We start from the raw sequence: 12,432 nt of genomic DNA, 5'->3' as shown, positions 1-12,432 counted from the left end.
AGTAATTTTAATTATTGTAAAATTTTGCTAATCGTATAGACATCTGTAATTTTCCCATTTGTCATTAATTCGTTCAGTTTCAATTGGATAACATCTTCTAAATTTCCAAGCCCAGATTTAAAATCCTCTGCCTTCATTACTGAAAGTTCTTTGATAAGGATATTTTTTAGTTGAAATTCCCTTTTTGCTATTTCTTCTTTTGCATCGTCGCTATCTGTTACAATTTGAAACTGAATACGCACAAAACTTCCATCCTGTAAATCTGTTGTTATTTCGGATGTTTGATAGGAATGTTCGACAATTTCATCTATGGTTTGAGCATCGCCATTTTTTTCGTCACCAGAAACATTTAACACAATAACTAAAGCAATACCTCCACCAAGTACTAAACCAACTAATGTAGTAACCATTGTTTTGACTATGCCGCTACTCATTTACATCACCCACCTCTTTCACGCATTCTCGAATCCCCAGTTTACGATAAAAGCTGGATACTAAGCTTGCCACTTCTTTCTCTGGCTCCTTTACAACAATTTTCTTTCCATTAATTAAGGTAATTGTTGTGTCTGGATGAGATTGTATTTGTTCAATCATGATAGCATTTAGCGTGAATAAGTCATCGTTTAATCGAGTTAATTGAATCATAATATGGTGGGGGGATGTGCCTATAGAAAACTATAGCGCAACATCCCCTACCTCCTCATCTATCGTTTTAGATTTACAAGCTCTTGTAGTATTTCATCAGATGTTGTAATAATTCTAGTATTTGCCTGGAATCCACGCTGTGCAACAATCATTTCTGTGAAGGCCGTTGCAAGGTCAACGTTGGACATTTCTAGTGATCCACTGACGATGGTTGCGGTACCGTCTGTGTCAGGAGTTTTTAAATCTATATAATCTGTATCTTCATTATCATATAAACCAGCATTTTCAGTATTTAAAAATAGGTTACTTCCCGCTTTTTGGAGACCACCAGGGTTAGAAAAACTTGCTAACGCAACTTGTCCCACAGTTTTAGTATTACCATCTTTATCAATAACCGTTACTGTTCCATTTGTTTGGATGTTAAAACTTTGTGCTGTATCAGGTATACTAATTACACTTTTCTTAGCATCATTAATAGTTGTTTCCCCATCTGCATTTGTTTCAGCTGGAAATCCAATTAAGTAAAGACCTTGAGGATTTACGATACTTCCTTCTTCATCTAAATAAAAATTTCCTGCACGTGTATAAGAAACATTGGATTGATTTAAGTTAATATTCTTCATAGTTGCTTCACCATCATTGTTTTTTAAGTCACTTGCAACAACAAACATTCCATCCCCTTCTAACGCTAAATCAAGTGGTCTTCCTGTGGTTTGGCGAAATCCCTGTGTGTGGACATTGTCAATCGAACCTACTTGTGAACCTAATCCTACTTGTGAAGCATTTACTCCCCCGCGAGTTGCTGTCGGACCTTGTGCTCCCGACATCGTTTGACTCATCATATCCTGGAATGTAACTCTACCCTTTTTAAATCCTACTGTATTTACGTTTGCAATATTGTTACCAATAACATCTAATTTTGTTTGGAACCCCTTCATACCTGAAATCCCTGCATACATTGAACGTAACATGTTTCTCATCCCTTCATTGGTACTAATAGTAAGCTGTATCAATCAGTCAACAGCTTCTTGGCCTCCCAAGTCTTGGGTCCAGCCTATTCGTTAATTAAGATTGTGCCGTTAATATTTGTGAAAATTTTATTTGTTGCTTCTTCCTTATTCATCGCAGTAACAACTGTATGGTTCTTCGTGCTAACTAATAGTGCCGCATCATTCGTTACAACAAGTGAATCGGTTATCCCTTTATTTTTTGCTTCAATCATTTTTTCAGTAATTGCTTGCCATTGCTTTTCATTAATCGTAATATTTCTTTCTTGTAATCGTTCTTTTGCATGTTTACTAACTTTTACAGTCTGGGCATCTACCAATATATCTTTAAAATGGCTTGATGGTGTTTGTTGTTTTGCTAAAGATTGTTTTACATTCTGAAATTGCAAGGCATGTGATTGTGTCTGATGGATACGGTGATCCATTATTACTCACTTCCTTCTGTTTTATCTGGCCCCTCAATCGTAGCTTCCGTTGTATTATCAGTTGTTGCATTTGGATCACTAATTTGTAAAATAGCATCAGCGTAAACATGTTTCCCATTTTCTAATTCAAGAATTCCCCATCCATCCTGTTGACTAACTGCAATAACATTACTAGATTCAGTATCTAACTTTTCACCAGTTTCTTCATCATAATTTTGATAAGTCACTTCCTTACCGATCATATGACTGTATTTAATGACTGGCGAAACCAACTGACTTTGCACTAGTCTATCCATTGATTGTGACATATTCGTCATTTGTTCTAAGGATGAAAAGGATGCCATTTGTGAAATAAATTCACGATTGTCCATTGGTTTTGTTGGATCTTGATGTTGTAACTGAACCATTAATATCTTCAAAAAATCATTCTTTCCAAGTTCTGGGCTTGGTTGCCTTTTTGTAGGCTGGTTTTGTAAATAATACGAAGGGTCGATTGTCGGCATATTTAACACCTACACTTTCTCATTCATTAGAATTTCATGAAATTGTTTTTCAAAATCATCATTTGATTGATTCTGTTCATCCCGGCTGGAATGTTCAGACTGACTTTGGTCATCACTATTCATTGATTGTTGGTCCTTTTCTTGTTGCATGTTCTGTGACTGCTGCGTTTGAATCTCTTGTTTTTCAATCATAACCTGCTGTGGTGAGAACATATGTTTAAGCTGGTGCATATTGGACTCAAGCATATCCCTCGCTGCTGCTGATGCAACCATAATTTTCACTGTCATTTCGCCATTGATTTGGGTTAGCTTTACCATCATTTCACCTAAATTCGCAGGTCGTAGGGCAATTGATAATTGAGTTGATCCATTCTTCATCGTTAGGAAATTGCTTGTTTTCATCACTTCTTGAAATTTATCAACCAGTTGTTGTCCTTGACTTTGAGTATTTTGTGATTGATTTAAGTGAATAACATACTGTTCTACCTTAGATATCGGCATTGATGAACTACCTACATGATTGACTGAAACAGGATCAGTTACGCTTTGTTTTGTTAACGCATTATTAATCCATTTTGCAACATCACTGCTCGTTACTTTTGCATCCGTATTGTATTGCTGTGTAGTTACAAATTGACTTCTTTTTTGATAAGCATTTACTAATTCCCGCCAAACTGTTTCGGCCTTTGTCGAGTTTGCATTTGTCTGATTACCTACCTGCACACCATTCAACTTTTTTTCTAAACCTGTCCATTTTTCTAACAGTTTTTGGATTTCTGACGCTAGTTTTACTATACTTTTTTGATCCATTATTCCAGATAAGAGTGACTCAGCTTTCTTACTTATTTCAACGAGCTGTTGCACAATTTCTTTTTTATTAATCGGTACCACTGAAGTATCAATAACTGGTGTGACTCCTGCTTTTTCAACTATTATTTGATTATTAGTATTAGCCTTTGTCATGTTACCCAGCAATTCCTTTAACTGTTGAAGCATGTCTACACTCAGGCTCGAACCATCTATCGTTTGCTCGATATAGCCTGCCTCTTTAAGCAATGTTAGAATTTGTTCCTTTGATTCAACTGATAATGTATTAGGATTTTCTTCTGTACCCTTTAATAATGTAGCAAGCTGTTCTTTTAATTCTTTTGGTAGACTTGCAAGTAGATTCAACAAATCTTTTGGAGCTTGAGACTTTTGTTGATTGCCTGTTTCCCCTACAGTTGCATTAGGTAGCTTTACATTTTGAAGTAAACCTTTAAATACATTTGATAATTCATTTGGTATCTTTTCACGTGTTACAGCTTGGGTCTGCATAGGGAGTTGGATCGGCATTCCGGTTATATTCATTTTTTCACCCCCTTTCAATTTTCGGAAAATTATTCACTGCTATTAAGATAAGCCTTTGTATACTGTGCAGCTTTTTCTGGTTCCATTTCTTCTAAAATCCCTGCACGTACATCTTCCGGTAATCCTTTTAATATTGATATAGCCATGCCCTCTTCCAAGTCTTGAAGAATAAGCGCTGTTTGTTCCGGGTCCATTTGTTCAAAAGATGCAATCATTGATTTTAACTGACTACTCTTTTCGTCCTCAACCGTCGACTCTTCTGCTTTTTCCTCCTTGGATTGTGTTGTTTCAATATTATCCAGCTTAACAATTTCTTGTTCTAACTGATCAACCATATCTTCCAAGTTCGTGACATTTGATTTTAATTCATCTATTTTTTCGTCCTTTGCAGAAATTTTTTCTTTAAAGGTTTGTTTCGTACGCTTTTCATTCTCTTCTTTTTCAGTTGATATTACTGATGATATAACTGGAATATTATTGCCTGTATTTTTCGCCCAATCTATTACATCAAAACCAGCTACTTTACAAATGATAATAATTATTGTTATTGCTACGATTAACGGAACAACAATCGCAAATAAAAACCAAAGGATAGGATTTGATTTTGTTTTCGTTTGATCTTTAGTGTTTTTAGCCATTTCATTCACCTATTTTTTTGATTTAAGTATTGCTGAACGGAAATTTCATCCATAAATATGTTTTCGTTTTTTTGTCTCAACTCTTCTAGTTCTTTTTTTCGATAGGTAATTATCTTTTCAAACTTTTTAACTTCAACATGAGCATCTGTTAATTTTACTTGCTTAGCTTCCATTTCAGTTCTTGCTGATTGCACTTCCTGTTGCAGTTGTAAAATCTGCTTATTTAAGTTTTCAATATACGTAATTTGCTCACGTATCTTATCAATAGGTATTGTGTTTTGTTTGTAATCTTCTTGAACTTCTTCAGCTTTTTCCTTTTTTTTGAGCAACGTATATAATTGCGTTGCAACACCTTCAAAATATTCGATTGATTGTTGGTAGGCTTTTTGTGCATTATGCTTTTCACTTTCTCTTACATTAAGTATTTTTGATAATGCTACAATTTTCGCCATTAACCAACGCCTCCTGAAAGTAAAGTTTGCATACGCTTAATTGATTCGTGTAAGGATAATTGCTCCAAAGTACCTTGTTTTAAAAATCCTTGTATTTTTGGATGAAATGAAATCGCTCGATCGATTTCATGATTTGTACCTCGTTTATATGCACCAATTTGAATTAATTCGCTATTTTCTTCATAGGTTGCGAGTAGCGTTCTAATCTGTTGGGCTGTTTCGAGATGATCCTTACTTGCTATTTGTGTCATTACTCGACTAATAGATTTTAAGACATTTATTGCCGGAAACTGCCCTTGTTCTGCTAGCCTTCTATCAAGCACAAAATGACCATCGAGTATACCTCTCACCGTGTCAGCTATCGGCTCATTCATATCATCGCCATCTACTAAAACAGTATAAAAAGCTGTTATCGTACCGTTAGCACTGGTACCCGTTCTTTCCAATAATTTTGGAAGGATAGCAAATACCGATGGCGTATACCCTTTTGTTGTTGGTGGTTCTCCAGTTGCTAATCCCACCTCACGTTGGGCCATTGCAACACGGGTTACGGAATCCATCATTAAATTAACCTGATAACCTAAATCTCTAAAGTATTCACTAATCGCTGTCGCTGTGTATGCACCTTTTATTCTCATTAGTGCAGGTTGGTCGGATGTCGCTACGACTACGATTGATTTTTTTAAACCTTCTTCACCTAGGTCTTTTTCAATAAATTCCCTTACTTCTCTACCACGTTCTCCAATCAAGGCAATAACATTAATATCTGCGCCACTATTTCTGGCAATCATTCCAAGCAACGTACTTTTACCAACACCACTTCCAGCAAATATACCAATCCTCTGCCCTTTTCCAACAGTAAGTAAAGAATCAATTGCTTTCACGCCAACCTGGAAAGGTTCGCTGATTCTTGGTCTTGATAACGGATTTGGTGGTGTTTGTTCGGTTGTGAAGTTAGATAATCCCTTGGGTAATTTTGATTCATCTAATGGTTTACCTATTGAATCGACGACCTTGCCGATCAATCCCCGTCCAATTTTAATTGTTAAAGGTTTCCCTGTTGATTCCACTAAGCAACCTGGTCCAAGTTCAGTCACGGCTGAATACGGCATAAGGATAATTTTTTCATTGTTGAATCCAACAACCTCAGCAAGGATTGGCTTATTATTAGATGTGGAGCTATGAATATAGCAAACCTCACCGATGTTAGCTTCTGGACCTTTAGACTCAATCATTAATCCTACGACACGCAATACCTTTCCAAACCGCTTATATGTATTTGCTTGCTCTATTGCCTCTATATATTGTTCTAACTTCATTGCTTATTCTCCATATTCACTTCATGTAAAAGGGCGCGTAATTGTTTTAGTTGGGTATCGATACTTGCGTCAATTTGGCCGAAAGGATGTTCAATCAAACAACTATTAACTTTCATACTATCTCTCACATGAATGGTGAGTTTTGAATCTGATTCAAGCAATCTACTTAACTCGTCTTTTTGACTTAAAACTAACTGGTAATTATCCGGATGCAAGTAAATGGATATAATGGATTGTTCCTTAATGTCTTTTATAGCTGACTTCACAATGTGAATAAACGTTTCAGGTTTTTCATCCAGTTTATTTTGTATGATTTTTTCGGCAGACTGAATAGCTAGTTTTAATATGATATCTTCACTACTTTCAAGAGTTGCGTGATAGTCTTCAGTAGCAGAATTAACAATTTCATTTGTTTTACTTAATAGTTCAGCGTACTGATTCATACTCTCTTCTTCTCCAGATGAAAACCCTTCTTTATGCCCTAATTCCTTTGCCTCCGCAATAAGTTTCAGTTTTTCTTCATCCCATTTTTTCTTTTCAAGCTCAATCATTTCCTGTGTATCCATTACTAGTTTTTCACTCTGTTGTTTAATAAGTTCTAATTCTTTATTCATTTCTTCTAGCCTACTTTGCTTAGCAATCAGTTGTTCTTCAATTGTGTCAGTAGCATGGCTATCATTTGACTTTTTTTTAGGGAATTCAATTGGACGAATCTTTATTTGCTTCTGATTATTGTTATTTGAGTGCTGCTGATAACTATTAGACAATAATATCGTCACCTCCACCACGTGCGATAACAATTTCCCCAATTTCCTCTAATCGTCGAATAACACCCACAATTCTCATTTGTGCCTCTTCAACATCACGTAATCGTACAGGACCCATGTATTCCATTTCATCTTTAAAGGTTTCTGCCATACGTTGTGACATATTTTTAAATACAAGATCCTTAACTTCATCACTTGATACTTTAAGTGATAGCCTTAGGTCTTCATTTTCAACTTCACGAATCATACGTTGTATTGCACGGTTGTCTAAAATTACAATATCTTCAAAGACAAACATACGTTTCTTAATTTCATCTGCTAACTCGGGATCCTGTATCTCAAGAGCATCTAAAATGGTTCTTTCAGTACTGCGATCAACACCATTTAAAACCTCGACAACAGCTTGAATACCCCCTGTTTGTGTATAATCTTCCGTTAACGAAGAAGAAATGTTTCGTTCCAAAACCTGTTCAACCTGACTAATGATTTCGGGTGAGGTAGAGTCCATTGTGGCAATCCTTTTTGCGATATCAGCTTGCATCTCTTGTGGCAACGCAGATAATATGATTCCTGCTTGCTCGGAATCTAGATAGGATAAAACAAGTGCAATCGTTTGTGGATGCTCACTTTGAATAAAATTTAACACCTGTTTTGGGTCAGCGTTTCGTGCAAAATCGAATGGCCTGACTTGGACGGAAGAAGTCAGGCGATTAATGATGCTTGACGCTTCTTGCTTACCGAAAGCTTTTTCTAAAACCGTCTTTGCGTAACCAATTCCACCTTGAGAAATAAAATCCTGGGCTAGAGCAACTTGATGAAATTGCTCTAATACATCCTCTTTTAGATTCGATTCAACTTTTTTTACAGATGAAATTTCCAGACTTAATTTTTCTATCTCTTCTTCTGACAAATATTTATACACTTGTGCGGATACATCTGGACCTAAGGAAATTAATAAAATTGCTGCTCTTTGTTTGCCAGTTAATGCTGATTTTGCGTGTGCCATTTTAAATTCCTCCTAATCCTCCGCAATCCAACTACGTAAGAGTTTTGCAAATTCTTCTGGTTTATCCTGTGCCATTTTTTCTAATTGTTTTCTACGTATAACCGATTCTGATTCCTTCTCTTGTCCCATTTCCGGTAGTTCGGTAGTTGGTTCTTTAACCATCGTATCCTCTACTACTTCTTCTTCAGTTTCTTTTTTATTACGCATTAACATCACAACTAGAACGATGATAATTAGTAACAAGATTCCACCAGCAATGTACATCCATAAAGGAATAGTTGGTGCTGTAGTTTCAGGAAGTTTTGTGGTCTCGCTAAATTCCTGAAAAACAATAGAAATCTTTTCTTCGGGTTGTACCTCTCCATACTCAGCATCAACCGATGTTGTAATAATTGAACTAAGAATTGAGGAAATCCCTTCTTCCACAGCCGTTATGTCTGCTGCTGTTAAATATTGAACTTGTTCGCCTTCACGGCTTTTTACATTATTTACGGCAACTTGTATTCCTAAATCCCTAATTTTATATGGACTTTCTACTATTTCTTTTCTAATTTTGTTGTATTCATTATTAATCGTTTCTTTTACTAATTCGTATTCGCCCTCTTCACCTTCTGTTGCTTGATATCCAGGGATATCCTCACCACCGGTTCCTGCAACTCCGCCCATAGCAGGATTACCGGAATATGTCTCATGCACAGTTTCAATGCTAACTGGTAGACCTTCCATTGATTCAATATCTACTGGTTTCACAATCTCCTCGACTCGATTTTCTTTTGTGAAATCAATATCTGACGTAACCGATACAATCACATTTTCCGGTCCAACCATCGTTCCTAACATTTGTTGCAACCTTCTTCTAATGTCAAGTTCGATATTTTTTTTAACTGATTGTTGATATGTATAAGCATCTTGATTATTGCCGGTTTTTGAATTCCGATCAAAATATTCAAAGTACTGATTCATTATCACAATATTTTCTTGTGGTAATTTCGGAACTGCCTTTGAAACTAAATGATATAATGTCTCAATTTGATTCCCTTGGAACTCATATCCAGGCTGCGTATTGATGACAATGGAAGCGCTCGCCTGTTGGCCAGTGTCACTTACAAACACTGGTTCCTTTGGCATGTTAATCATCACTTTTGCATCTTCTATTCCTTTAATACCTTTAATTAAATTTGCAAGCTCTGTTTGCATAGCATCCAGCTTGATCATACTAAATTCATTATCTGTGATTCCCCATGATGCATTCTGACTAAAAAATGAATAATCGATATTACCGCTATTTGGGATGCCTTGTCCAGCTAAGTCAACTAATAAATTATTCACTTCTGTTTCCGGAACCATTATGGTAGTTCCACCATCTTCAAGCGAATATTGAATCCCTCTAGTATCTAACTCTGTTTTAATTTGTCCAACTTCTTGTAGGGATAAACTGCTGTATAATGGTACCAGATTTGTTTTATTCGAGAATAATGTCAGCCCAATAATTAAAAAGACAACAATTGCGATCGAACCCAAAAAAATACCTTTTTGGCTTTTCGATCGCTTCATCCAAAAAGATTTAGCTGAATCTCTCAACTTTAAAATTTTTTCTTTCATATATTCCCCCGCCAAATTCCGTAAAAATAAAAGTATGTATTAGGACCTGTAATAAGAAAAGCGCAGGCGTCCGATTATTGCCGTATGACCTGTGCCCACGCAACGTGGGTAGTTCGATGTTGCCACTCAAGTGGCGTTTTTAATCGAACATCCTTTTTCCTTTGAGATAAAGGAAACACGGAGCGCGTAAGCGAACCGATGTTGACTTATCGTAAGGAGGTGCCGGAAGGGCATTAGGCAATGGACGCTGGAGCTAGATGTCACATAGTATTAAACTTGCATGCGCATTATTTCGTTGTAAGCATCAATTACCTTTTTTTGAACTTGTACGGATGTTTCAAGCGTAATGCTGGCTTTTTGTGCTGCAATCATTACATCATGAAGGTTATCAATTTCACCACGTGCAAAGGCTTCCGTTTTTTGGCTAGAAGTTATTTGTGATTTATTCACATTTTCTATCGCTGATTTTAAGGAATCTGCAAAACTCGCCTGTGCTTCTCCTGGTGATATAGATTTTCCATTTGTACTAACGGGTAATATAGGATTGGATATTCCATTTATAAATGTGCTCATGGTACATTCACCTCTTTATACTATTTTCCTATTTCTAATGCTTTTAATAACATATTTTTCGTTGCGTTTAGTGCAGTTACATTTGCTTCATATGAACGTGTTGCACTCATTAAGTCTACCATCTCTTTTAGAGGATCAACATTTGGTAATTGTACATATCCTTCTTCATTAGCATCAGGATGATTTGGGTTATAAACTGATTTAAATGGTGAGTCATCCTCTATAATCTTGGATACTTTAACACCACCACTTATATCTGAAGAAGTATTAGAAGCTTTTTGAAGAAAGGATTGAAAACTACCATCTTTTGGCTCGAAGACAACCATTTTTCTTCTATATGGTTCAACGTCACCATTTTCATTGACAGTTGCCCGTGTTGTTTGTGCATTTGCAATATTAGATGAGACCACGTCCATTCGTAATCTTTGTGCTGTAAGTGCACTTGCACTTGTATTTAATGCACCAAAAATTGACATTCTATCTACCTCCTCTAATAACAGTTTGTAAACTACTGAACTTACCACTTAATCGATCTACTAATCCGCGATAGTAGATTTGATTCTTAGCCAACTCTGCCATTTCTTTGTCTATATCAACATTATTTCCATTATGATTGTACATGGTATTGTTTGATGTCATTATTTGATATGCATGACTTGAAGAGTCCATAGAAAAAGGTAAATGCTTAGGGTTTGTCCGTTTAGCTTCAAACGAACCTGATATGGTCTCATTCAACACATTTTTGAAGGTGACTTCCTTTGCTTTATAGTTTGGTGTATCCACATTTGCTATATTATTTGATATAGCTCGGTTTTTAGCCGTTGCATAATCGAGCGAGTTTTCTAATGTATGTATTGTTCCTCCAAATAAACCCACATGATCCCTCCTTCTAATTCTAATTAAAAAATTATTTTTAACGGACACCTTTCTATTAACACTTACGAATATTGTAAATTATAGGAGTTGTAATGTCTATGAATTTTCGACATATTACGACTCAGAAAATCAAAATAGTTAATAATAACCAGGACTATGTACCTAAATTGTCGAATTCTACTACTTTACACTAAATATGATATAAATTTAATAGGTATATATACCTGAATTAGATGATGATAACCATTTTTTGCTAACTACTATATTTTATAAAAATACTTCTCCATTCGCCTCATTTTTATTAGCGAATGGAGAAGTTTTTTTATTAGAAAAACTCGGCATTCGCCTCGTCTTTAATAGCGAATGCTGAAGCTTTTCTTATACCGGCATTTCATTAAAACATTTATACTTTCCTTACGTGCAAAGAAAAAGGAATCAAAAGGGCTGAAATTTACAGCCTTTTTGATTCCTTCCTTTTATCATTTACCTTACCTTGAACGAAGTTTTTCAAGTTCAACTAAGAATTTGTTGTTCAATACTTTAATGTAAGTTCCCTTCATACCTAATGAACGGGATTCGATAACGCCAGCACTTTCTAGTTTACGCAATGCGTTTACAATTACAGAACGAGTTATTCCTACACGGTCTGCAATTTTACTAGCTACTAACAATCCTTCATTACCATTTAACTCTTCAAAAATATGATCAATTGCTTCAAGTTCACTGTAAGATAGTGAACTGATTGCCATTTGCACAACCGCTTTACTACGTGCTTCTATTTCAATTTCTTCTGTTTTTTCATGTAAGATTTCCATTCCAACAACAGTTGCACCATACTCAGCTAAAAGTAAATCATCATCACTAAAGCTTTCTTCTAATCTACTTAGAACTAATGTTCCAAGACGATCTCCTCCACCGATAATTGGAACAATAGTAGTCAAACCGTTTTGAAACAATTCACGATTTTCAACTGGGAAAGCTGTGAAAGAACTGTTGATATCCAAGTTTGGAGTTGTTTCATAGATTGAAAATAACCCTTGTGTATATTCTTCTGGAAATTGTCTTTCCTCCAGCATTGATTTCATACGTTCGTTTTCAATCTCTTGATTGATTGCAAATCCTAGAAGTTTACCACGACGGCTTAAGATGAAAACATTCCCTTTAATAACATCCCTTAGTGATGCAGACATCTCGTTGAAATCCACCGATTTTCCTGTTGCTTTTTGTAGCATTGCATTAATTTTTCTTGCGCGATTTAAAAGTTCCATA

The 12,432-nt window shown here is 35.8% G+C and carries 16 protein-coding genes; all 16 read right to left on the bottom strand.

From position 1 onward, the window contains the following. Positions 1–11: 11 nt before the first annotated feature. Complete coding sequence (fliL, locus tag LG329_RS00590) at positions 12–434, bottom strand: flagellar basal body-associated protein FliL (RefSeq protein WP_404452627.1); 423 nt, start codon at positions 432–434, stop codon at positions 12–14. Beyond that, complete coding sequence (locus LG329_RS00585) at positions 427–594, bottom strand: flagellar FlbD family protein (protein WP_404452626.1); 168 nt, start codon at positions 592–594, stop codon at positions 427–429. The genes fliL and LG329_RS00585 overlap by 8 nt, the downstream gene beginning before the upstream one ends. Before the next feature lie 110 nt (positions 595–704). Then, positions 705–1,616: a flagellar basal body rod protein FlgG gene (flgG, locus tag LG329_RS00580; RefSeq protein WP_404452625.1), complete on the bottom strand. Its 912-nt coding sequence runs from the start codon at positions 1,614–1,616 to the stop codon at positions 705–707. A gap of 83 nt (positions 1,617–1,699) precedes the next feature. Then, the gene (locus LG329_RS00575; RefSeq protein WP_404452624.1) at positions 1,700–2,077 is read right to left on the bottom strand and encodes a TIGR02530 family flagellar biosynthesis protein; all 378 of its coding nucleotides are present in this window, start codon (positions 2,075–2,077) and stop codon (positions 1,700–1,702) included. A gap of 2 nt (positions 2,078–2,079) precedes the next feature. Beyond that, on the bottom strand, positions 2,080–2,580 hold the full coding sequence (gene flgD / locus LG329_RS00570; RefSeq protein ID WP_404452623.1) for a flagellar hook assembly protein FlgD: 501 nt from the start codon (positions 2,578–2,580) through the stop codon (positions 2,080–2,082). A 9-nt stretch (positions 2,581–2,589) separates the two neighbouring features. After that, entirely contained in the window at positions 2,590–3,930 is a 1,341-nt protein-coding gene (locus tag LG329_RS00565) for a flagellar hook-length control protein FliK (RefSeq protein ID WP_404452622.1), read from the bottom strand. A 29-nt stretch (positions 3,931–3,959) separates the two neighbouring features. After that, positions 3,960–4,568 (bottom strand): MotE family protein, encoded by a 609-nt coding sequence (locus LG329_RS00560; RefSeq protein ID WP_404452621.1) that lies wholly within the window; start codon positions 4,566–4,568, stop codon positions 3,960–3,962. 5 nt (positions 4,569–4,573) lie between these two features. Next, a complete protein-coding gene (gene fliJ, locus LG329_RS00555) occupies positions 4,574–5,020 on the bottom strand; it encodes a flagellar export protein FliJ (RefSeq protein ID WP_404452620.1) in 447 nt (148 codons plus the stop codon). Continuing rightward, the gene (gene fliI, locus LG329_RS00550) at positions 5,020–6,339 is read right to left on the bottom strand and encodes a flagellar protein export ATPase FliI (RefSeq protein WP_404452619.1); all 1,320 of its coding nucleotides are present in this window, start codon (positions 6,337–6,339) and stop codon (positions 5,020–5,022) included. Before fliI ends, fliJ begins: the two co-directional genes overlap by 1 nt. After that, the gene (gene fliH / locus LG329_RS00545) at positions 6,336–7,106 is read right to left on the bottom strand and encodes a flagellar assembly protein FliH (protein ID WP_404452618.1); all 771 of its coding nucleotides are present in this window, start codon (positions 7,104–7,106) and stop codon (positions 6,336–6,338) included. The genes fliI and fliH overlap by 4 nt, the downstream gene beginning before the upstream one ends. Then, positions 7,099–8,112, bottom strand: a complete 1,014-nt coding sequence (gene fliG, locus LG329_RS00540; RefSeq protein ID WP_404452617.1) for a flagellar motor switch protein FliG — start codon at positions 8,110–8,112, stop codon at positions 7,099–7,101. Before fliG ends, fliH begins: the two co-directional genes overlap by 8 nt. Before the next feature lie 12 nt (positions 8,113–8,124). Then, positions 8,125–9,714 (bottom strand): flagellar basal-body MS-ring/collar protein FliF, encoded by a 1,590-nt coding sequence (gene fliF, locus LG329_RS00535; RefSeq protein ID WP_404452616.1) that lies wholly within the window; start codon positions 9,712–9,714, stop codon positions 8,125–8,127. A 270-nt stretch (positions 9,715–9,984) separates the two neighbouring features. Then, complete coding sequence (gene fliE / locus LG329_RS00530; RefSeq protein WP_404452615.1) at positions 9,985–10,287, bottom strand: flagellar hook-basal body complex protein FliE; 303 nt, start codon at positions 10,285–10,287, stop codon at positions 9,985–9,987. 20 nt (positions 10,288–10,307) lie between these two features. Next, positions 10,308–10,763 (bottom strand): flagellar basal body rod protein FlgC, encoded by a 456-nt coding sequence (gene flgC, locus LG329_RS00525; RefSeq protein ID WP_404452614.1) that lies wholly within the window; start codon positions 10,761–10,763, stop codon positions 10,308–10,310. A 1-nt stretch (position 10,764) separates the two neighbouring features. Then, a complete protein-coding gene (flgB, locus tag LG329_RS00520; RefSeq protein ID WP_404452613.1) occupies positions 10,765–11,163 on the bottom strand; it encodes a flagellar basal body rod protein FlgB in 399 nt (132 codons plus the stop codon). A gap of 488 nt (positions 11,164–11,651) precedes the next feature. Beyond that, on the bottom strand, positions 11,652–12,431 hold the full coding sequence (gene codY / locus LG329_RS00515; RefSeq protein WP_404452612.1) for a GTP-sensing pleiotropic transcriptional regulator CodY: 780 nt from the start codon (positions 12,429–12,431) through the stop codon (positions 11,652–11,654). Between the last annotated feature and the right edge of the window lies 1 nt (position 12,432).

This window comes from Virgibacillus necropolis (assembly GCF_044793635.1).
Taxonomy (GTDB): domain Bacteria; phylum Bacillota; class Bacilli; order Bacillales; family Amphibacillaceae; genus Virgibacillus_F; species Virgibacillus_F necropolis_A.
This window is presented reverse-complemented; position numbering and strand designations above follow the sequence as displayed.

Coding starts and splice junctions, on each gene's coding strand:
- fliF (WP_404452616.1), bottom strand. CDS start 9,714: ATGAAAGAAAAAATTTTAAAGTTGAGAGATTCAGCTAAATCTTTTTGG.
- flgC (WP_404452614.1), bottom strand. CDS start 10,763: ATGTCAATTTTTGGTGCATTAAATACAAGTGCAAGTGCACTTACAGCA.
- LG329_RS00560 (WP_404452621.1), bottom strand. CDS start 4,568: ATGGCTAAAAACACTAAAGATCAAACGAAAACAAAATCAAATCCTATC.
- LG329_RS00575 (WP_404452624.1), bottom strand. CDS start 2,077: ATGGATCACCGTATCCATCAGACACAATCACATGCCTTGCAATTTCAG.
- flgG (WP_404452625.1), bottom strand. CDS start 1,616: ATGTTACGTTCAATGTATGCAGGGATTTCAGGTATGAAGGGGTTCCAA.
- flgD (WP_404452623.1), bottom strand. CDS start 2,580: ATGCCGACAATCGACCCTTCGTATTATTTACAAAACCAGCCTACAAAA.
- LG329_RS00585 (WP_404452626.1), bottom strand. CDS start 594: ATGATTGAACAAATACAATCTCATCCAGACACAACAATTACCTTAATT.
- fliE (WP_404452615.1), bottom strand. CDS start 10,287: ATGAGCACATTTATAAATGGAATATCCAATCCTATATTACCCGTTAGT.
- fliL (WP_404452627.1), bottom strand. CDS start 434: ATGAGTAGCGGCATAGTCAAAACAATGGTTACTACATTAGTTGGTTTA.
- LG329_RS00565 (WP_404452622.1), bottom strand. CDS start 3,930: ATGAATATAACCGGAATGCCGATCCAACTCCCTATGCAGACCCAAGCT.
- fliG (WP_404452617.1), bottom strand. CDS start 8,112: ATGGCACACGCAAAATCAGCATTAACTGGCAAACAAAGAGCAGCAATT.
- fliJ (WP_404452620.1), bottom strand. CDS start 5,020: ATGGCGAAAATTGTAGCATTATCAAAAATACTTAATGTAAGAGAAAGT.
- codY (WP_404452612.1), bottom strand. CDS start 12,431: ATGGAACTTTTAAATCGCGCAAGAAAAATTAATGCAATGCTACAAAAA.
- fliI (WP_404452619.1), bottom strand. CDS start 6,339: ATGAAGTTAGAACAATATATAGAGGCAATAGAGCAAGCAAATACATAT.